The sequence below is a fragment of the Halococcus hamelinensis 100A6 genome (genome assembly GCF_000336675.1).
Taxonomy (GTDB): domain Archaea; phylum Halobacteriota; class Halobacteria; order Halobacteriales; family Halococcaceae; genus Halococcus; species Halococcus hamelinensis.
In genome coordinates, this window is record NZ_AOMB01000015.1 from 1 (window position 1) to 20588 (window position 20588).

Below are 20588 nucleotides of genomic sequence, written 5' to 3' on the forward strand. Positions count from 1 at the left end.
CCCGGCACGAAGACGAACGCGAACGGGACGATGACCTTGTTGAGCGAGAGCGAGAACGCCTCGACCCCGGTCTGGAAGGGGTCGGACTTCGCGATCCCCGAAGCGGCGTAGGCCGCCACCGCGACCGGCGGCGTGATGTCGGCGATCACCCCGAAGTAGAGGATGAACAGGTGGGCCGCCAGCAGGGGGACCTCGAACTCGGCGATCGCGGTTCCGAGCAGCGAGACGAGGATGATGTAGGTCACGGTGGTCGGCATCCCCATCCCGAGGATGATCGAGGAGATGGCGGTGATCACCAGCAGGATGACGAGCGACCCGCCCGCGACCGAGAGGATCAACGACGTGAGGTTCGGACCGAGGCCCGTGGTGCTGATCACGCCGGGGATGACGCCGGCCGCGGCTACCGCGATGACCACCGGGGTGGCGGTTCGCGCGCCCGACTCCATCGCCTTCACGAGGAAGGAGCCGTAGCCGAGCGCCCGGTTGTCGGCGAGCGACGACCGCCCGACCGAATCGGCCACGTTCTCGGTCGCTTCCTCGACCTGATTGTCGTAGTCGAGCAACGGTGCGTCCGACCGGGGGCGGGCGAGCAGGGTCAGCACGCTCACGGCAATGACGATCCAGCCGAGGTCGCCCGCGACCGCCGCGGCGGCGGCCCCGGGGGCCATCCCCGCACCGCCCGCGCCCGTCACCGCGCCGACGATCCCCGTGCCGGCCACGAGGTGGGCGACGAACTCGCCGCCGACGACGACCCCGATGACGCCGAGCAGCGGCCAGCGCGTGCGCTCGTTGTAGGCCGCGACCAGCGCGACCAGCGCGGCGATGGCGACGAGCGTGAACCACGCCGAGCGCGCGACCGTCAGCCGCACGCCGATGAGGTAGTAGAGCAACAATCCGAGCGGCAGGAGGTAGAACCAGCCCCGGCGGAGGTGCGAGCCGAGCGCGACGAGGTCGCTCGGGTCGACGCCGCCGAGCCCCATCCGCGAGGCTTCGAGGTGGACCATCACCCAGACCCCGAAGAAGAACACCACCGCGGGGACCAGCGCCGCGACGATCACGTCCGCGAACGGGGTGCCGGTGTACTCGACGATCAGGAACGCCGCCGCGCCCATCACCGGCGGGAGGATCTGGCCGCCGGAGGAGGCCGAGGCCTCGACGCCGCCCGCGAACTCCGGGCGGTAGCCCGTGCGCTTCATCAGCGGGATCGTGAACGCCCCCGTGGTGACGGTGTTCGCGATCGACGACCCCGAGATCATCCCCATGAAGCCGGAGGCGAGGATCGACGCCTTCGCCGGCCCGCCCTTTCGCCGACCGGTCGCGGCGTACGCGAGGTCGATGAACCACTGGCCCGCGCCGCTCATCTCGAGGAACGCCCCGAACAGGATGAAGATGTAGATGAACTGCACGCTCACCTGCACCGGGACGCCGAAGACGCCGTTCGCGGTGTTGTACCAGAGGTTCTGGATGATGTCGGCCCAGCCGGTCTGTTGGATCTGCCCGAGCACGCCCACGATTGGGGCGTCACCCGGGATCAGGTAGCCGTACCTGGCGTAGACGATGAACGCGCCGACGATCCCCATGAGGTAGACCCCGAGGGTGCGTCGGGTGGCTTCGAGCACGAGCAACACCCCGATCGCTCCGAGCACGAACGCGTAGGAGACCTCGTCCAGCGGGATGCCGAGCGCCGAGACCGCCTGCACCGGGAGGTCGAGGAACGGATACACCTCGACGATCGTCTGTCCCGAGTCCAGCCCGAGCGACCGGAGCAGGTTGATCTCCTCGAACTCGGTCAGCATGTAGTGGGTCGTGAGCGCCGAGAACACCAGCAACACGGCGTCGACGGGCGTCACGCGGTTGCGGTCGGGGTCGAGCAGGAGCCACCGGACCCCGCCGCGAACGCCGCGCGCACCGCGCGTCGCCGGGTGGTCCGTCCCGAGACGGGCTTCGAGCCCCGGGACGACCCGGGCCAGCCGTCCCGACAGCGCGCCGTCGCCCTGGCTCGCCGGGAAGAGCAGGAAGGTGAGGAGCAACCCAAAGGTGACGTGGATGCTGTTGACCTGGAGCGACTGGAGCGAGCCGGGACCGACCTCGCCGACGAACGGGAGCGTGACCTCGAAGAAGAACCCGCGCGCGGCGAGCCAGAGCTGGTAGGCCGAGAAGAGCACGCCGACGACGAGGACCACCACCGCGGCGACCCCCCGGAGCGACCGCCGACGTTCGAGCTCGTCGATGAGCTCCTCGGGGTCCTCGGCTGGTTCGTCGGTTCGGTCGTCGCTGGGGTCGTCGGGTGGTGTGTCGGTACTCATCGGTTGAATTCGTCGAGGGTGGTCGTCAACATCGAGCGCTGTTCGATCGAGAGACGGACGCCCTCGCCATCGGAGAGCGCCACGAGGTCGTAGTGCCGGTCACCCACGCGAAGTCGGTGGCCGGCGACGGAGCCGGGTTCGACGTAGAGCTCCTCGTAGGTGCCCGGGGGGTCGAAGACGAACCACTCGCCCTCCCGGGTCACGTTCTCGCGCGCGGGCAACCCCCAACCGTAGGACTGGAACTCCATCCGTGTCATCTCCAACGAGCCGTTGTGGACCCGGTAGATGTCGTGGACGGGGGTCTTCTCCACGCTGTGGGTGTAGTTGAGCATCACCGGCGTGCCCTCCTCGACCGGCGCGGTGAGCAGGTGCTCGCCGGTGTCGGCGTCCGCGACGACGAGGACGTTCCCGCCGGGTGTGGCGGCGGCGACGGCGGTGACGGCGGCGACGGCCGCTATGGCCACGACCGCCAGACCGACCGCGCGTTTGACCCGCCGGTCCGTCATCGACTCGATTCCCGTGCCGTCATTTCTCGGTCAGGTGCATGTGAGAGGTATCGATAGAGATCCGCGACCGTTGCTCCGGTCCGCTCAGGAGCTGGTCGTCCCGCCGCCCATCCCGGTTTCGGCGGTTCCGTTCGTGCCGCCGGTCGTCCCGCCCATCCCGGTCTCGCTGGTTCCGGACGTTCCGTTGGCGTTGCCCGACCCGCCGCCGGATTCGAAGTACGACGCCGCACCCGGGTGGAGTTCGATCGACATCCCCTCCTGTGCCGACCCCGCGCTGATGAACTCGGTCTTGATGGTGAGGTCCGAGACGTTGTCGAAGACCGCGGCGGTGACCGTCTCGACGGTCTCCGCCGGGACCTGGGTGGTCGTCGCGATCATCGCCTGCACGGAGACGGTGGGTTTCGGTTCGCTGACGCCCTGGTAGGTCCCGCCGGGGATCCGGTCGTCCGCGAAGTAGTCCGCGGCCTGTTTGACCTGCTGGCGTTCCTCGCCCTCGATCGCGACGATCCCGATCGAGCTGGTCTCGGCGAGTTCGGCGATCGCACCGACCGGCCACCCGCCGACGACGAACGCCGCGTCGATGTCGCCGTTCTGGATCTGTTCGGCGGCCTGCGAGAAGTCGGTGTTCTGCTCGGAGAAGTCGGTGACGCCGACGGCTTCGAGGATCGCGTTCGCGTCGACCTGGGTGCCGCTCCCGAGGTCGCCGGTGTTGATCGTCGCGCCGCTGAGGTCCGAGAGCGACGCGATGTCGCTGTCGCCGGGCGTGACGACCGTGATGGTCTCGGGGTAGAGGGTCCCGACGCCGCGGAGGTTCTCGATCGCGTTGCCCTCGAAGGCGTCGATGCCGGTGCCGTTCTTCGCGAAGAAGGCGACGTCGTTCTGGATCAGCGCGAAGTCGGCGGAGCCATCGGAGAGGCTGCCGACGTTCTCGACCGACGCGCCCGTCGAGCGTACCTGGAGGCTGAAGTCGGTGTTCGACTCGACGACCTGTTTGATCTCGTTCGAGAGCGGGTAGTACGTCCCGCCGGTCCCGCCCGCGTCCCAGACGAGCGCGTTACCGCCACCGCCGCCACCGGAGCTCGACCCGTTGCCGCCCGACCCGCCGCCGGAGCCGCTGGTCCCGCTGCCGGACCCGCTCGTACCCCCGCCGCCGGAGCCGTTGCCCGACTCGTTGCCGCCACCGCCGCCACCGGAACAGCCGGCCAGCCCGCCCGCCGCGACGACGCCGACCGCACCCGCCGACTTGAGGAATCGTCGGCGCGACGCGTTGTCGTCGGCATCGGTCCGTCGTGTCCGCTCTTCGTTTGGAGCCATACATTGTCAACTATTCTCCATAGTATTAATCTACCGACAGCGATCGCCGGCGGACCGCTGAAAAATACCCTACTGAGATAAAACCCGCGAGGACCCGCGCCGCCGCTACGAGTCCGCCCGCCTCCCGGAGGCCGACCGCGAGCGGGGTGTGTTCGAGCGCGCGTTCGACGTTCGTCCGGTCCCGGTTGGCCCACCACTCGAACCCGCGATAGATTCCCCATTCTGGCCGATCACACCAAATCGATTCATGATCGAAGCAGTACGATTTGCGAATCCCGACACAAATGAGAGACCGCCTCCGCCCCGCATCAGCCACACGCCTCCCGCACCCACTTTTTTCCGACTCGGGTTAGCTCGCTGCGCTCGCTAACCACTCGTCGCAAAAACCTGGACTAAAAAGGCTGCTCGCTCACTTCGTTCGCTCACAGTACAATCACTACCACCGCCCCGCATCAGCCACACGCCTCCCCAACCGACTGCGCTCCTTACTCGCGTCGCTCCGCTCGCTCACTGCGGTGCTCATCCACTGGCAGAGCAAAGCTCTGCCAAGCCCGCGCTCACGTTGCTCGCGCGGACCTCGCACAGTGTCCGCGACCGCCCCTCACTATCGTTCGGGCCGGCCGCGAGCGCGCGCCGACAGCAGCTGCACCGCAACGGGTCGGCCACTCCCCTCCGGCGGGAGCGCTCACCACCCATCGAACTTCTAGCGTCGGGGCCGCTGCGAGGTCACATGGACGACCGACTCGACCGGGGGATCGCTTCCCGTCGAGCCGGTTCGCCGGTCCCGTTCCCGCCGAGTGGCCGCTGAGCCACTCACCATCCCTTCCCGCTCGACGGAACCGCACCGCGTTTAACCCATCACGGACACGACTACGTATGAGCGAACCGGAATCACAGGAGCTCGGTATCACGGAATCGAAGGAGTACGCGACCGGCGAGTGGTTCGCCGAGGTCGTCAAGAAGGCGAAGCTCGCGGACTACGCCCCGATGGGCGGGTTCATCGTCACCCGACCCCGCGGCTACGCCCTCTGGGAGGGCATCCAGGACCATCTCGACGGCTGGTTCAAGGAGACGGGCGTCCAGAACGCCTACTTCCCGATGTTCATCCCCGAGAGCTACCTCGAACGCGAGAAGGACATCGTGGAGGGCTTCGACCCCGAGGTGGCGTGGGTCACCGAGGCGGGCAACGAGGAGCTCGACGAACGGCTCGCCGTGCGCCCCACCAGCGAGTCGATCATCACGCCCTTCATGAGCCAGTGGATCCGGAGCCACCGCGACCTCCCGATGCGGGTGAACCAGTGGTGTTCGGTGGTGCGCTGGGAGGCCACCGACACGAAGCCGTTCTTCCGCACGAAGGAGTTCCTCTGGCAGGAGGGCCACACCGCCCATCAGGACGGCGAGGCGGCGTGGGAGGAGACGATGCGCCGGCTCGAACAGTACCGCCGGCTCCACGAGGAGGTGCTCGCGATGCCGGTATTGGAGGGCCGAAAGCCCGAACACGACAAGTTCCCCGGCGCGCACACCACGGCGGCCATTCAACCCCTGATGCCCGACGGCCGGGCGCTCCAGGCCGCCACCAGTCACTACCTCGGCGACGGGTTCGCGGAGGCGTTCGACATGACCTACGTCGACCGCGACGAGAACGAACACGTCGCCCACACCACCTCGTGGGGGCTGTCGTGGCGCGCGCTCGGCGGGATGGTGATGACCCACTCCGACGACCAGGGGCTCGTGCTCCCGCCCGCGCTCGCGCCCGAACAGGTCGTCGTGGTACCGATCTGGCAGGAGGACACCCAAGCGGAGGTGCTCGATTACGCCGCCGACCTCGCGGCCGAACTCGACGAGGCCGGCCTCCGCGTCGAACTCGACGACCGCGACGAGCGCAACCCCGGCTTCAAGTTCAACGAGTGGGAGCTCTACGGCGTCCCCCTCCGGATCGAGGTCGGCCCACACGAGGTCGAGGACGGCGAGGCCACGCTGGTCCACCGCCCCGACGGCGAATCCGTGGTCGAATCGCGGGACGGGATCGCGAACACCGTCGAGGACCACCTCGACACCGTGTTCGCGAAGCTCTACGCCGCCGCCGAGGAGCATCTGGAGGAGAACATCCGTGAGGCCGAGAGCCGCAACGAGTTGTTGGGAACCATCGGCCAACACGGCGGCTACGTTAAAACTGGCTGGTGCGGCGACGAGGACTGCGAGACCGAGATCAAGGACCAGATCGCCGCCGAGATCGTGATGGTGCCCCTCGACCGCGACGAGGAACCGGTCCAGGAGACCTGCGCCATCTGCGGCGAACCGGCGACGGAGACGGCCTACTTCGCCAAATCCTACTGAACCGGCTCCGGACCGGCGGCCCCTTCGAGCGACCCCGATGCATATGCATGGTATTAACAGACACTTATGCTTTCAGGGATAACCTCTTATTGGACACCACGGTATCCGGTGACATATGGCTACTCATCACCCCTCCGGAGCGGAGTCGGTGGCGACGCTCGCCGACCCCACGGAGGAGCGCTCGAACTGCGGTGTTGGCGTCGTAATGGACCTCGATGGCGGTCGCGACCACTCGGTCGTCGCCGACAGCCTCGAACTCCTCGCGAACCTCGAACACCGTGGCACGACCGGTGCCGAAGAGAACACCGGCGACGGCGCGGGTATCATGCTCCAGACCCCCCACGAGTTCTTCGCAGACGAGCTCGATTTCGATCTCCCCGAGACCTACGCCGTCGGCTCGGTCTTCTTCCCCCGTGACGAGGCGGCCCGCGAGGCGCTTCAGGAGCTCTTCGAGGACCGCCTCGCCGACCACGGGCTCTCGGTACGCCACTGGCGCGACGTCCCGACCGACAACGACGACCTCGGCAAGACGGCGCTCGACTCCGAACCCGACGTCTATCAGGCGTTCGTCGTGCCGGACGAGGCCCTCAGTGGTGACGCGTTCGACCACCGACTCTACGTCGCCCGGCGTGCGGTCGAGAAGGCGGTCGACGAGCGCGACCCCGACGGCCACGAACGCTTCTACATCTGTTCGCTCGACCGGCAGACGCTGGTCTACAAGGGGCTCCTGAAGGGCGACCAGATCGCCGAGTACTACCCCGACCTCACCGACGAGCGGATGCGCTCGACGTTCGTGTTGGTCCACGCCCGCTTTTCGACCAACACCCTCGGCGCGTGGCACCTCGCCCACCCCTACCGAAACGTGATCCACAACGGCGAGATCAACACCATCCAGGGCAACGTCAACTGGATGCGGGCGCGCGAGAACGATATTCGAACTGACGAGTTCGACATCGACGCCGTCCGACCCGTGATCGCCGACCCCGAGCAGTCCGACACCGCGAGCGTCGACAACGCGCTCGAACTCCTCCTCCACGGAGGTCGCGACCTCCCCCACGCGCTCCGCCTGCTTATCCCCGAGGCGTTCCGCGGCGAGGAACACCGGATGAGCGACGAACGCCGGGCGTTCTACGACTACCACGCCTCGCTCTCCGAACCCTGGGACGGCCCTGCCCTCGTCGCGGCCACCGACGGCGAGCGCGTCGGCGCGGTGCTCGACCGAAACGGGTTCCGACCCTGTCGGTACGACGTTACGACCGACAACCGACTCGTGATGGCGAGCGAGGCCGGCGCGCTCGACCTCGACCCCTCGGAGATCGAGGAACGCGGTCGGCTCGAACCGGGTCAGCTCTTCGTCGCCGACCCCGAGGTCGGTCGGGTCATCCCCGACGAGGAGGCCTTCGAGAGCCTCACCGACGAGAAGTACGCCGCCTGGGTCGACGAGGAGCAGGTCCACCTCGACGACCTCGCCGGCGAGGCGGCCCACGAACACGCCGCACGCGACGCGGGGGAGTCGGTGGACGACCTCCGCTCCCACCAGGCGCTCTACGGTTACACCTACGACGAACTCGACAACCTGCTCGAACCCATGTCGAAGAAAGGGAAGGACCCCGTCGGGTCGATGGGCGACGACACGCCGCTCTCGGTGCTCTCGCAGTTCAACCGGCCGCTGTTCACCTACTTCCGACAGCGATTCGCCCAGGTCACCAACCCGCCGCTCGACTACATCCGCGAGGAGCTGGTGACCTCGCTCGAAACCCGACTGGGCGACCAGCCAAACCTCCTCGGCGAGACCCGCGAGCACGCCCGCCAGCTGGTCTGTGACTCGCCGATCCTCACCGACGCCCAGACCGAGGCGATCAAGTCGATGGACGGCGACGCAAACGGGCTGACGGCCGCGACGGTCGACATCACCTACGAGGCCGACGGCGACCTCGAAGCGGCGGTCGAACGGGTGCGCGAGGACGCCAGCGTCGCCGCCGACGAGCACGACATCGTGGTGCTCTCGGACCGCGCGGCGAGCGAGTCCCGAAAACCGATACCGAGCCTGCTCGCGACCGGCGCGGTCCACCACCACCTCGTGCGCAACGGGCTCCGGAATCGGGCCGGCCTCGTGGTCGAGTCGGCCGACCCCAGAGCCGTGCATCACATCGCGACCCTCGTGGGCTACGGCGCGGGCGCGATCAACCCCTACCTCGCCTACCAGACCATCGCGGACCTCACCGCGGGCGGCGACGGTGCGGAGCTCGACGCCGCCATCGGGGCCTACATCGAGGCGCTCGAAGACGGGTTGTTGAAGACCATGTCGAAGATGGGTATCTCCACGGTCCAGAGCTACCAGGGCGCGCAGATCTTCGAGGCCGTCGGGGTGAACTCGGACTTCGTCGCGGAGTACTTCGAGGGCACGACCGCCCGGACGGGCGGGATCGGCATCGAGGAGGTCGAAGCGGACCTCGCGGACCGCCACACGGTCGCGTTCTCGGAGGACCCACAGATCGAGCGCCAGGGCGAGTACGAACACCGCTCCGGCGGGATATTCCACGAGTGGAACCCCAAAACCGTGGGTGCGCTCCAGCAGGCCGTCCGGCGCGGCGACTACGAGCAGTACGGCGAGTTCGCCGAGCTGATGAACAACCAGCAAGAACGGCTCCAGAGTCTCCGAGGCCTGCTCGAATTCGACTCCGACCGCGAGTCGGTCCCGATCGAGGAGGTCGAACCCGTCACCGATATCGTGAAACGGTTCTCGACGGCCGCGATGAGCCTCGGAAGTCTCTCGCCCGAGATGCACGAGAACAACGCGGTGGCGATGAGTCGGCTGGGCGGGAAGTCGAACACGGGTGAGGGCGGCGAACCGCCCGAACGGTTCGGCACCGAGAAGGAGTGCAACGTCAAGCAGGTCGCCTCGGGTCGCTTCGGGGTCACGTCCGAGTACCTCACCTCGGCCGACGAACTCCAGATAAAGATGGCCCAGGGAAGCAAGCCCGGCGAGGGCGGCCACCTTCCGGGGAAGAAGGTCAACGAGATGATCGCCCACGTCCGCCACGCGACCCCCGGGGTGGGACTCATCTCGCCGCCGCCGCTCCACGACATCTACTCGATCGAGGACCTGAAACAGCTGATCCACGACCTGAAGGCCGCGAACCCCGAGGCCGACATCAACGTCAAACTCGTCTCCGAGGCGGGGATCGGCACCATCGCGGCGGGCGTCGCGAAGGCCAACGCCGACGTGGTCCACATCTCGGGTCACTCCGGGGGGACGGGCGCGAGCCCACGGACCTCGATCAAGAACGCGGGCGTCCCGTGGGAGCTCGGTCTCGCGGAGACGAACCAGATGCTTCGCGAAACTCGGCTTCGCTCCCGGATCCGCGTCTCGACCGACGGCGGCCTCAAGACGGGACGGGACGTCGCGGTCGCAGCGTTGCTCGGCGCGGAGGAGTACATCTTCGGGACCGCGTCGCTCGTGACCTCGGGCTGTGTGATGGCCCGCCAGTGTCACGAGAACACCTGTCCCGTGGGGGTGGCGACCCAGCGCGAGGAGCTCCGCGAGCGCTTCTCGGGCGAACCCGACCACGTCATCAACTACATGACGTTCATCGCGCAGGAACTCCGCGAGCTGATGGCCGAGCTCGGCTTCACGACTGTGGAGGAGATGGTCGGCCGGCCGTCGTTCCTCGCCCAGCGCGAGGACGTCAGCCAGGAGAAGGCACGGAAGGTCGATCTTTCCTCCGTGCTCGCCGAGCCCCGGAGCGACGGCGAGCCCGGCACCGAACGGACCAAAGTCAGGGAGCAGACCCACGAGGTCGACGAGCAACTGGACCACGAGATCATCGCCGACGCGGAGGAGGCGATCGAGGAGGGCCAACCCGTCTCGCTGAACTACGACATCTCGAACGTCGACCGCGCGGTCGGCGCGCTGCTCTCGAACCGTATCTCGAGGGAACACGGTGGATCGGGCCTCGGCGAAGACACCGTCCGCCTGAGCTTCGACGGGACCGCGGGTCAGAGCTTCGGGGCCTTCCTCGCCTCGGGCGTGACGATGGACCTCACCGGCACCGCGAACGACTACGTCGGCAAGGGGCTCTCGGGTGGAAAGCTCGTGCTCGAAACCCCACCCGACGCGGCCTACGAGGCCGCCGAGAACAGCCTGATCGGCAACGTCGCGCTCTACGGCGCGACCGAGGGCGAGGCCTACATCAACGGCAAGGCGGGCGAGCGGTTCGCCGTCCGAAACTCGGGCGTGACGGGCGTCGTCGAGTCGGTCGGCGACCACGGCTGTGAGTACATGACCGGGGGAGCCATCGCGGTGCTCGGCAGCACGGGCAAGAACTTCGCCGCCGGGATGAGCGGCGGGGTGGCCTACGTCCTCGACCCCGACGACGAGTTCGACTCGAAGGTGAACCACGGCATGGTCAGCACGAGCCGCGACCTCGACCGGAAGGACGAGACGATGCTCCGCCGCCTGGTCGAGAACCACGTCGCCTACACCGACTCCGAGCGCGGCGCGGCCGTACTCGACGACTGGGAGGACGTGAAGACGCAGTTCGTGAAGGTGATGCCCGACGCCTACGCCGACGCCATCGCCGAGCGCGAGGAGGCCGACGTCAGAACCCGACCGCCGGCCCAGGCGAGTCCCGCGAGCGGCGAGCGCCACGTCGCCGAGGGCGGCGCGGACTGAGGTCGGTCGTCGGGGCGGTTTGGAAACCAAATTATAGAGCGAAATGGCTTCGGTTTCGAAACCAGAATCCCGGTAAATCCCGAGGCCGTATGGATCGACGTGACTCTCGAAACGGCGCTCACCGGTTTTCTCACCGACCCGGTCGTGGTCGCAGGGTGGGTCGTCCTCGTGGCATCGTCGCTCGTCGTCCTCGCGTGGGACCTCCGGACCAACAACCCCGAGACGGCCTCGATGATGAAGTTCGCGTGGGGGCTCTCGACGCTCTACTCCGGCCCGATCGCGCTCGGGGCCTACTGGTACGCCGGCCGGTCACAGATCGCGGGCGATTCGATCTGGCGGAAGGGATTTCGCTCGGTCACCCACTGCTACTCGGGCTGCGGGGCGGGCGAGGCGGTCGGCGTGGTGGGGATGGCGGGCGTGCTCGCGGTCTCCAGTACGGCGCTCACCGCCGCCGTGACGTTCTCGCTCGCCTACCTGTTCGGCTTCGGGCTCACCATCGGCCCGCTGCTCCAGGAGGGCGTCGGCCTCCGCGAGGCGCTCTCGGACTCGTTCTACAGCGAGACCGCGAGCATCACCGTGATGGAGGTCGCCGCCATCGGTACCGACATCTGGATCGCCGGGAACGCCCACATCGGCGACCTGCTCTTCTGGACGGGGCTCGCGTTCTCGCTCTCGGTTGGCTACTTCGTGGCCTACCCGGTGAACGTCTATCTGGTCCATCGCGGGGTCAAGGGTGGGATGCAGAACCCGACCGAACGCGGGCAGACGGCGTAGCGAGGACTCTCCCGTACCGCTCGACATCGTTTTGCGCCTCCGCCGTGCGAGTGTAGCCGTGAACGCACTCGTCATCGGCGGCACGCGCTTCATCGGCCGTCACACCGTCGAGGAACTCCGCTCGCACGACTACGACGTCACCGTCTTCAATCGCGGGAACCACGAGAACCCCTTCGAGACCGTCGAACACGTCACCGGCGACCGGACCGACCCCGAAGCCCTCGAAGACGCGGCCCAGCGTATCGATCCCGACGTCGTGGTCGACTGTGTGGCCTACCACCCCGACGAGGTCCGTCACGCGGTCGACGCGTTCGCCGACGCGAACGCCTACGTCGTGATATCGAGCGGCGCGGCCTACGGGATCGACGCGATCCCGAAGCGTGAGGACGAGACCAGGCTCCACGAGTGCACCGACGAGCAGGCGACCGACGACTCCTGGGAGACCTACGGCCCGCGAAAGGCCGCGATCGACCGCGTCGTGGCGGCCGCGGGCGAGGCGGGCGTGAACGCGATGAGCGTTCGCCCGCCCGTGGTCTACGGCCCCCACGACTACACCGAACGCTTCGGATACTGGGTCGACCGCGTCGCGAACCACGACCGCGTCGTGGTGCCCGGCGACGGCGACGGCCTCCGGCACATGGTCTTCGTCGAGGACGTGGCGAGCGCGCTGGTGCGGGTGGCCGAACACGGCGACTCGGGGGAGTCCTACAACGTCGGCGACCGCCGGCTCCCGATACTCGAAGAGTGGGTCGGGCTCGTCGCCGACGCGCTCGACACCGAGGTCGAGGTCGTGACGGCGAACGCCCGCGAACTCGCCGCCGCCGACCTCGCGCCCGAGGACTTCCCGCTCCACCTCGACTACCCGCACGTGCTCTCGACCGCGAAGCTCGCGGCGCTCGGTTGGGAGGCGACCCCGATCGAGGACGCGCTCGACCGGACGGTTCGGGCCTTCCGCGAGTCCGAGCGCACCGGCCGTGAGAACGGGCCCGAGCGCGCCACCGAGGAGCGGGTGTTGGGCATCCTCGATACGGTCTGACGGGGTCGGTTCGCGCGCCCGCGGTCGGGAACGTTATGCGCCACCGGGGACACCCGAGAACATGTTCGACAAATCGACGTGGATCCGTCTGCCGCGAAACGTCGTGGTGGGCCACGACGTCCTTGAGGAGACCACCGACGCCGTCGCCGAACTCCACCTCGACGGCCAGCCCCTCCTCGTCACCTCCCCCACGGCTCGGGCGGTAGCCGCCGAACGCGTCGCCGAGTCCTTCGCCGCGACCGGGACGGAGCCGGTGACGGTCGTCGTCGAGGAGGCGAGCTTCAGCGCCGTCGAGCGCGTGGTCGGGACCGCCCGCGACGAGGGCGCGGGATTCCTGGTCGGGGTCGGCGGCGGCAAACCGATCGACATCGCGAAGATGGCGAGCGACACGCTCGAACTGGGGTTCGTCTCGGTGCCGACCGCGGCGAGCCACGACGGCATCGTCTCCGGTCGCGGCTCGGTCCCCGAGGGTGACACCCGTCACAGCGTGGCCGCCGAGCCGCCGTTGGCCGTGGTCGCCGACACCGGGGTCATCGCCGACGCGCCGTGGGAGCTCACGACCGCCGGCTGTGCCGACATCATCTCGAACTACACCGCCGTTCGGGACTGGCAGCTCGCCCACCGGCTCCAGAACGTCGAGTACTCGGAGTACGCGGGCGCGCTGAGTCGGATGACCGCCGAGATGCTCGTCGACAACGCCGACTCGATAAAGAAGGGGCTCGAAGAGTCGGCGTGGGTCGTGATGAAAGCCCTCGTCTCCTCGGGGGTCGCGATGTCGATCGCGGACTCCTCGCGACCCGCGAGCGGGGCCGAACACCTCTTCAGCCACCAGCTCGACCGCATCGCGCCCGGCGCGGCGCTCCACGGTCACCAGGTGGGGGTCGGCTCGGTCCTCACCGAGTACCTCCACACCGGCGACGACGGCCGGTGGCGGAACATCCGCGACGCGCTCGCCCGGATCGGCGCACCCACCACCGCCGACGGGCTGGGGGTTGACGACGGGGCGGTCATCGAGGCGCTCACGACCGCCCACGAGATCCGGGACCGCTATACGATCCTCGGCAACGGCGTGAACGAGGCCGCCGCGCACGAGGTCGCCACGGTGACGGGTGTGATCTGAGCCTTCGGTCCCGCGACGGTGACGCCGATCACGCGTCGCTCATCCGGAGGATCGGTTTGATCGTCTCGCCGCTCTCGGAGGCCGCAACCGCGTCCTCGATCGCCTCGAAGTCGTAGTACTCGACGAGTTCGTCGAACGGGAACCGTCCCTGTCGGTAGAGCTCGACGAGGGTCGGAATGAACTCCTTCGGGTACGAGTCACCCTCCGCGACGCCGCGAACGGACCGGCCGGTGGTGACGAAGTCGTTGACGTCGAGGCTCACCTCGGTCCCGAGCGGCGGTGCGCCGACGACGCCGACGGTGCCGAGCTTCGCCAGCGAGTCGAAGGCCTGTTTGAGCACGGCCGTGACGCCCGTCGACTCGACGGCGTAGTTCGCCCCGCCATCGGTCGCCTCGCGGACGGTCTCGACGACGTCGGCGACCGATTCCGGGTTCACCGTCGTCGTCGCCCCGAGCTCCGTCGCGAGGTCGAGACGGTTGTCGAAGAGGTCGACCGCGACGATGGTCGTCGCGCCGACCACCCGTCCGGCCATCACCGCACTGAGCCCGACCGTTCCGGCACCGAAGACCACGAGCGACGAGCCGGGATCGACGTCGAGCGAGTTCATCACCGCGCCCGCGCCGGTCTGGACGCCACACCCGAGCGGCCCCGCCAGCTCCAGCGGCATCCCCTCCGGCACGGGAACGACGTTCTCCTCGTGGGCGATGGCGTGGGTGGCGAACGAGGACTGCCCGAAGAAGTTCGCGCCGATCGGTTCGCTGTCGCTGTGTATCGGCGAGGAGCCGTCCTCGAAGCGTTCCCCACCGAAGTTGTGCTCGAAGAACGAGTCACAGTAGGCCACGTCCTTGCACCGACAGTTCGCACACGTATCGTCGTAATCGAACGTGAGCGCGACCCTGTCGCCGGGTTCGACGTCCGTGACGCCGTCGCCGACGGACTCGACGACACCCGATCCCTCGTGACCGAGGACGACGGGTGGCTCGGGCGGGTAGTTCCCCTCCCGAACCGAGAGGTCGGTATGACAGATGCCAGCGCCGACGATCCGCACGAGCACCTCGTCCGCGCGCGGGTCGTCGAGCGTCACGCGCTCGATCTCGAACGGTCCGCCGGTCTCGTTGACGACCGCAGCTTCGATCTCCATCCCACCATACATTCACACCTGCACGGTCTTGTAGATTATCGTGCCAGGAGCTCTCCGCCGCCGACCCGCGATCCGACCGTCGCCGACGTTCCAGCGACGGCGACCATCGACGCGTCGATATCGGGTTACAGCGTGTCGAGGAGTCCCGCGAGCGTGGCGAGGTCGTACTGACCGGGCGCGGTCGCTTCGGCGGGGTCGACGGGTGCGTAGGCGATCCGCGAGCCGTATTCGGGGGCGACCGCCCGCGAGTGCCGTCCCACCGCCCCCATCGCCATCGTCGCGACCGCGTACCCCGCCGTGTCGATCTCGTTCGTCACCGCGAGCAGCGCGAGCACGTCCTCGCGGCTCTCGGCCGTGACCGCGAGCTTCCCCACGTCGCCGTGGTCGACCGCGCTCGTGAGCGTCTTCGCCATCGCCCTCCGCGACGGCGTGCCCGAGAAGTCGTGAGCCGAGACGACCACCTTCGTTCCGTGGTCACGGGCGTGGTCGAGCACCGAACCCGCCTCGTCGACCGCCGCGAGTTCGACGTCGACCGCTTCGACCAGCGGGTGCTCGACGGCGCGTTCGAGCGCCGCGAGTCGTCCCTCGGCCTCGGCCTCGCCGCCCTCCTCGACCGTCCGATTCGTCGCGACCACCGGGAGTTCGCCGTCGTATCCGTCGAGCGCGTCGAGCGGGCTACCGGCGAGGTCCATCCGGAACTCGACGGCGTCGGCGTGCTCGCGCGCCGCCGGCTCGTCGGCGAGGNGAGATGTGTATAAGAGACAGCCGCCGGCTCGTCGGCGAGGTCGGCCGTGGCCGCCGCGAGGACCGGGGTCTCGAAGTTCATACTCCGGATTCAGTTCGCCCCACGAAAACTCGTTCGGCTGTCTCCGTACTCGGAATATGGTTCTGTGCGGGCTGTGTAAGCGTATCTACCGCGAGCGAGTGAAACGAGCGAGCGGGCCAAGGAACCCCCGGAGCGAAGCGGAGGGGGTGACGCAGCGCTTTTGATCCACATTTTGCCAGCGAAGGAGCGACCGCAGGGAGCGACTGAGCGCAGCAAAAGGTGGGATGGACTCGCCGGGATTTGAACCCGGGGCCTCTTCCTTGCGAAGGAAGCGATCTGCCACTGATCTACGAGCCCGCATCCATCAGTATCCGGGCGGCCGGTTTGTAACTTGCGTTCTGTGTCGGGGTTCGTTCGTGCCGAGCACCCCCAGTCGGCCACCGACCAGCCCGAGCAGGAAGCCGGTGAAGTGTGCGACCAGCGCGACGCCCGGCGAGCCGGTGAATATCGTGACGAGCACCGCGAGCACCCCGAACACCACCAGCTGGACGCGTCGGTTGAGACCGAGGCGGTCGAGCACGGTGTTCGAGACCGGGTTGCCCGTCACGAGGTAGCCGAGCAGCGCGAAGATCGCCGCGCTCGCGCCGAGCACGCCGCTCCCCGTGAGGAAGACCTGGCTGAGGCCGGCTATCACGCCCGTCGTGACGAAGAAGGCGTGATACCGGACCCGCGAAGTGAACGACTCGATCGCGAGCCCCACGGGCAGAAGGACGAGCGCGTTCCCGAGCAGGTGGGCGAGGTTCGCGTGGGCGTAGACGCTCGTCACCAGCGACCACGGCCGAGCGAAAAAGGACGGGCTCAACACAAAGAAAAAGCCCATCAACCCGACCAGTTGCAGGACCTGCTGGACGACGAACACGACCCCAATGACCGCGAGGGTCTGGAGGGTCGGGCTGTCGGCGAACCCGCGCATGGCTCCAATTGTCACTCGTGGTACAAAACTGCACGGGTCGGACGAAAAGCGCGACGCGCCGACTCAGTCCTCGAGGACGATCTCGATCGAGACGTCGTTCGGCACTTGGATCCGCATGAGCTGGCGGAGCGCGCGCTCGTCGGCGTCGAGGTCGATCAGCCGCTTGTGGACCCGCATGTTCCAGTGGTCCCACGTCGCGGTCCCTTCGCCGTCGGGTGATTTCCGCGCCGGGACTTCGAGCTGCTTGGTGGGGAGCGGGATCGGCCCGCTGAGGTTGACCCCCGTCTTGGTGGCGATCTCGCGAACGTCGTCGCAGATGTCATCCAGGTCTTCCGGGCTGGTGCCGGCCAGACGGACGCGCGCCTGCTGCATTATTTCTGGTTGACCGAGAGCACTTTGCCGGCGGCGATGGTCTGACCCATGTCGCGGATGGCGAAGCTCCCGAGTTCGGGGATCTCGGACGACGGCTCGATGCTGAGGGGTTTCTGCGGGCGGACGGTGACGACCGCCGCGTCACCCGACTGGATGAAGTCGGGCTCCTCCTCGGCGACCTCGCCGCTGGAGGGGTCGATCTTCGAGTCGATCGACTCGATGGTGCAGGCCACCTGAGCGGTGTGGGCGTGGAAGACCGGGGTGTAGCCCGCGGTGATCACGCTCGGGTGCTGCATCACGACGACCTGGGCCTGGAAGGTCTCGGCGACCTTCGGCGGGTCCTCGGCCGGGCCACAGACGTCGCCACGGCGGATGTCGTCCTTGCCGATGCCGCGGACGTTGAAGCCGACGTTGTCGCCGGGGCCCGCCGAGGGCACTTCCTCGTGGTGCATCTCGACGCTCTTGACCTCGCCGGAGGCGTCAGAGGGCTGGAAGGAGACGTTGTCCCCACCCTCGATGGTGCCGGTCTCGACGCGGCCCACGGGGACCGTACCGATGCCCGAGATGGTGTAGACGTCCTGGATCGGGAGTCGGAGCGGTGCGTCCGTCGGCGGCTGGGGCTCGGGGAGGTCGTTGAGTGCTTCGAGCACCGTCTCGCCGTCGTACCACGGCGTGTTCTCGGAGTCCTCGGCGATGTTGTCGCCCTCGAAGGCCGAGACGGGGATGAAGCCCGCGTCCTCGGTCGAGAAGTTGACCTGACCGAGCAGCCCTTTGACTTCCTCGACGGCCTCGTGGTAGCGGCTCTCCTCGTAGTCGACCAGGTCCATCTTGTTGATGGCGACGATGAGCTGGTCGATACCGAGCGTTCGAGCCAGGAAGACGTGCTCTTGGGTCTGGGGCTGGACGCCGTCGTCAGCCGCCACGACGAGCACGGCGTTGTCGGCCTGGCTCGCGCCCGTGATCATGTTCTTCACGAAGTCGCGGTGGCCAGGGGTGTCGACGATGGTGAAGTAGTACTCGTCGGTGTCGAACTCCTGGTGGGCGATGTCGATGGTGACACCGCGCTCTCGCTCCTCGGCGAGGTTGTCCATGACGTAGGCGAACTCGAAGCCGCCCTTGCCCTGGGCCTCGGCCTCCTCGCGCTGCTGTTCGATGACGTGCTCTGGGACGTTCCCGGTCTCGTAGAGGAGGCGTCCGACGAGCGTGCTCTTGCCGTGGTCGACGTGGCCGATTACGGCCAAATTCTGGTGCGGTTTATCTGCCATTGGTAACTCACGCGCAGGTAGCGCTGTATCGGATCCCTACCGTGTTTCGAGTTAAAACGATTGCGGTATTTCGCGACCGCGGATCCGGCGATGCCGGGTGGCTTGGTACGCCTCAGCACGGTTTCCGATTTGGGCTCGAAACGACCCCCGCTCAGGAGAGCCGACCCACGTCCGCGAGCACCGCCGACGCCGTCTCGCGCCCGCCCGCACCGCGTCCGCTGAGGTTCAACTCCCCCGCGTGGTCGGTCTGCAGCTGGACGATGTTCTTCGTGCCCGAGACCGCGAGGGTGCCGTTCGTGGGAACGAGCCGCGGCCCGACGCGCACCGATGGGTTCCCGTCGCCGACCACGACCTCGCCCACCAGCCGGATCGTCCGGCCGTCCTCGGCGGCCAGCGAGAGCGCGTTCGGGGTGATCTCGGTGATCCCCACGACGTCGGCGTCGGCGAGCGTGGCCCCTTCCTCACTGAGGACGTTCGCGAGGATCACGCACTTGAGCGCGGCGTCGGTGCCGTCGACGTCGAAGGTGGGGTCGGTCTCGGCCACGCCGAGGTCCTGGGCCTCCGAGAGCACGTGTTCGTAGCCGAGCCCCTCGGCCGCCATTCGCGAGAGGATGAAGTTCGCCGTTCCGTTGAGGACCCCACGGGCCGCGGTGACGTTCTCGGGACCGAGGTCGGCCACCGTCGAGAGCACCGGGATCGCGCCGCCGACGGTCGCCTCGAACAGGACTTCGCCCTCGCTCTCGCGTTCCGCCGCTCGAAGTTCCTCGTAGCGCTCGGCGACCGGGCCCTTGTTCGCCAGTACGACGTGGGCGTCCCGCGCGAGCGCGCGCTCGACGTGGGTGAAACCGGGGTCGGCGTCGCCGAGGGTGGTGGGGGTGGCCTCGACGAGCACGTCGTAGTCGGCCTCGGGGAGGCTCGCCGGGTCGTCATCACCGACGGTCCCCTCCTCGGTTTTCCGGCCGAGGACCGTTTCGACGTCGATCCCATTCGGGCTCGCGACCGCGCTCGTCGAGTCGCTGAGCGCGGTGACGCGATGGCCGTAGGCCCCGGCGAGTTCGCAGACCGCGCGGCCGACCGCGCCACAGCCCGCGACCGCGAGCCTCATCGGTCGGTCCCCGCGAGCGGTTCGATCACGAGGAGGCCCTTCTCGTCGGCGACGGCGTGGACGGTTTCGAGCACCCGGTCGCGCTCGCCGGTCTGGGTCGCGAGCCGGATCCGCGCGCTCGACGGTTCGCTGGTGCCGTCGGTGGCCGAGAGCGCGACGTCGGCGACGGAGGCGCTCGTCCCGTCGAGCCGCGAGAGGGTGTCGGAGAGGTCGGTCTCGACGAGGTCGCCGACGAAGACGATCGAGAGCTCCTCGCCGTAGCGCTCCGCGCCGGCCTGGATCACGTTGACGTCGCCCTCGCGGAGCGCCGAGACGATGGCCTCGAAGCGCTCGGGCGTGGCTTCGAGATCGACCTCGACTGGGATCCGTCCCCGGGGGGTCAGCGAGCCGCGCTCGTGGAAGATCGAGAGGAGGTTCCCGCCGTTCTCGGCGATCGGCGAGAGCGCGTTGAGGAGTTCGCCGGGTTCGTCGACGAGTTCGAGGCGGACGGTGTAGGCCGAGGCCGACGGCGACGGCTCGCTCATCGAGGGACCAACCCCGTAACGAGGCGATTCATGCCGGTGGTCGTACAGCAGCAGTGATAAATCCCACACTCTCCGCTCAGTTTGGTGAGTATCGAGTGCCGAAACGGCGGTTCCGTCGGCCGCCGCGCGGCGGTGCGGCCGCGTGGCGGTCGCGGCGCTGGGGTGATGTGGGCCTGGTGGATGAAGGGCGAGACTGTGAGCGAAGCGAACAGTCGAGGGCTTCGGTGGTGCGGTTGTGTTGCTGTGCGGAGATGTGAGTGATCGTACCGCGAGCGAGCGGCGCGAGGTTCGACTGGAAGGAGAACCTCGGATGCGAACGGGGAACGAGGCGTGGCCGACCACTGGGAGGCCACGAAGCGAACGGCGACCGCAGG

15 protein-coding genes and 1 tRNA gene are annotated in these 20588 nt (G+C 68.1%); 5 read left to right on the top strand and 11 right to left on the bottom strand.

All coding sequences use genetic code 11. From position 1 onward, the window contains the following. The 3 genes from C447_RS05615 to C447_RS05625 form a co-directional block, all read right to left on the bottom strand. Positions 1-2306: TRAP transporter permease (locus tag C447_RS05615; RefSeq protein ID WP_007691715.1), on the bottom strand; the 2306-nt coding region annotated here is incomplete at its 3' end. Next, positions 2303-2812: a DUF1850 domain-containing protein gene (locus C447_RS05620; protein ID WP_007691717.1), complete on the bottom strand. Its 510-nt coding sequence runs from the start codon at positions 2810-2812 to the stop codon at positions 2303-2305. The genes C447_RS05620 and C447_RS05615, both read right to left, overlap by 4 nt. An 84-nt stretch (positions 2813-2896) precedes the next feature. After that, positions 2897-4126, bottom strand: coding sequence for a TAXI family TRAP transporter solute-binding subunit (locus C447_RS05625; protein ID WP_007691719.1), 1230 nt, complete (start codon positions 4124-4126; stop codon positions 2897-2899). An 876-nt stretch (positions 4127-5002) separates the two neighbouring features. Here C447_RS05625 and proS point away from each other — a divergent pair. From proS to C447_RS05650, 5 genes are all read left to right on the top strand, one after another. Then, positions 5003-6463 carry a proline--tRNA ligase gene (proS, locus tag C447_RS05630; protein WP_007691721.1) on the top strand — a complete coding sequence of 487 codons (1461 nt, stop codon included), beginning with the start codon at positions 5003-5005 and terminating at the stop codon, positions 6461-6463. Between the two features lie 115 nt (positions 6464-6578). Then, entirely contained in the window at positions 6579-11138 is a 4560-nt protein-coding gene (gltB, locus tag C447_RS05635) for a glutamate synthase large subunit (RefSeq protein WP_169316558.1), read from the top strand. 99 nt (positions 11139-11237) lie between these two features. Beyond that, on the top strand, positions 11238-11912 hold the full coding sequence (locus C447_RS05640; RefSeq protein WP_007691724.1) for a DUF4396 domain-containing protein: 675 nt from the start codon (positions 11238-11240) through the stop codon (positions 11910-11912). Between the two features lie 58 nt (positions 11913-11970). Continuing rightward, positions 11971-12948, top strand: a complete 978-nt coding sequence (locus C447_RS05645; RefSeq protein ID WP_007691726.1) for an NAD-dependent epimerase/dehydratase family protein — start codon at positions 11971-11973, stop codon at positions 12946-12948. A gap of 61 nt (positions 12949-13009) precedes the next feature. Beyond that, on the top strand, positions 13010-14068 hold the full coding sequence (locus tag C447_RS05650; protein ID WP_007691728.1) for an NAD(P)-dependent glycerol-1-phosphate dehydrogenase: 1059 nt from the start codon (positions 13010-13012) through the stop codon (positions 14066-14068). 28 nt (positions 14069-14096) lie between these two features. Here the strand turns inward: C447_RS05650 and C447_RS05655 are convergent, their stop codons facing one another. The 8 genes from C447_RS05655 to C447_RS05690 all read right to left on the bottom strand — a co-directional run bounded on the left by C447_RS05655 (position 14097) and on the right by C447_RS05690 (position 20214). After that, positions 14097-15209 (bottom strand): NAD(P)-dependent alcohol dehydrogenase, encoded by a 1113-nt coding sequence (locus tag C447_RS05655; RefSeq protein ID WP_007691730.1) that lies wholly within the window; start codon positions 15207-15209, stop codon positions 14097-14099. 125 nt (positions 15210-15334) lie between these two features. Continuing rightward, positions 15335-15901 (bottom strand): type I 3-dehydroquinate dehydratase, encoded by a 567-nt coding sequence (locus C447_RS05660; protein WP_007691731.1) that lies wholly within the window; start codon positions 15899-15901, stop codon positions 15335-15337. Between the two features lie 359 nt (positions 15902-16260). Continuing rightward, positions 16261-16332, bottom strand: a tRNA-Ala gene (locus tag C447_RS05665). Between the two features lie 7 nt (positions 16333-16339). Then, positions 16340-16948, bottom strand: coding sequence for a rhomboid family intramembrane serine protease (locus C447_RS05670; protein ID WP_007691733.1), 609 nt, complete (start codon positions 16946-16948; stop codon positions 16340-16342). A 63-nt stretch (positions 16949-17011) separates the two neighbouring features. Then, complete coding sequence (rpsJ, locus tag C447_RS05675; protein ID WP_199694056.1) at positions 17012-17323, bottom strand: 30S ribosomal protein S10; 312 nt, start codon at positions 17321-17323, stop codon at positions 17012-17014. Next, positions 17320-18585, bottom strand: a complete 1266-nt coding sequence (gene tuf / locus C447_RS05680) for a translation elongation factor EF-1 subunit alpha (protein ID WP_007691736.1) — start codon at positions 18583-18585, stop codon at positions 17320-17322. The genes rpsJ and tuf overlap by 4 nt, the downstream gene beginning before the upstream one ends. Positions 18586-18736: 151 nt before the next feature. Further along, complete coding sequence (locus C447_RS05685) at positions 18737-19690, bottom strand: homoserine dehydrogenase (RefSeq protein WP_007691738.1); 954 nt, start codon at positions 19688-19690, stop codon at positions 18737-18739. After that, positions 19687-20214, bottom strand: coding sequence for a hypothetical protein (locus tag C447_RS05690; protein WP_007691740.1), 528 nt, complete (start codon positions 20212-20214; stop codon positions 19687-19689). The genes C447_RS05685 and C447_RS05690 overlap by 4 nt, the downstream gene beginning before the upstream one ends. Positions 20215-20588 lie beyond the last annotated feature (374 nt).

What these genes read in the sequence shown, in the direction of transcription:
- C447_RS05620 (WP_007691717.1), bottom strand. Translation starts at nt 2,812, where the DNA reads ATGACGGACCGGCGGGTCAAACGCGCGGTCGGTCTGGCGGTCGTGGCC.
- C447_RS05625 (WP_007691719.1), bottom strand. Translation starts at nt 4,126, where the DNA reads ATGGCTCCAAACGAAGAGCGGACACGACGGACCGATGCCGACGACAAC.
- proS (WP_007691721.1), top strand. Translation starts at nt 5,003, where the DNA reads ATGAGCGAACCGGAATCACAGGAGCTCGGTATCACGGAATCGAAGGAG.
- gltB (WP_169316558.1), top strand. Translation starts at nt 6,579, where the DNA reads ATGGCTACTCATCACCCCTCCGGAGCGGAGTCGGTGGCGACGCTCGCC.
- C447_RS05650 (WP_007691728.1), top strand. Translation starts at nt 13,010, where the DNA reads ATGTTCGACAAATCGACGTGGATCCGTCTGCCGCGAAACGTCGTGGTG.
- C447_RS05655 (WP_007691730.1), bottom strand. Translation starts at nt 15,209, where the DNA reads ATGGAGATCGAAGCTGCGGTCGTCAACGAGACCGGCGGACCGTTCGAG.
- C447_RS05660 (WP_007691731.1), bottom strand. Translation starts at nt 15,901, where the DNA reads ATGGACCTCGCCGGTAGCCCGCTCGACGCGCTCGACGGATACGACGGC.
- C447_RS05670 (WP_007691733.1), bottom strand. Translation starts at nt 16,948, where the DNA reads ATGCGCGGGTTCGCCGACAGCCCGACCCTCCAGACCCTCGCGGTCATT.
- tuf (WP_007691736.1), bottom strand. Translation starts at nt 18,585, where the DNA reads ATGGCAGATAAACCGCACCAGAATTTGGCCGTAATCGGCCACGTCGAC.
- C447_RS05685 (WP_007691738.1), bottom strand. Translation starts at nt 19,690, where the DNA reads ATGAGGCTCGCGGTCGCGGGCTGTGGCGCGGTCGGCCGCGCGGTCTGC.
- C447_RS05690 (WP_007691740.1), bottom strand. Translation starts at nt 20,214, where the DNA reads ATGAGCGAGCCGTCGCCGTCGGCCTCGGCCTACACCGTCCGCCTCGAA.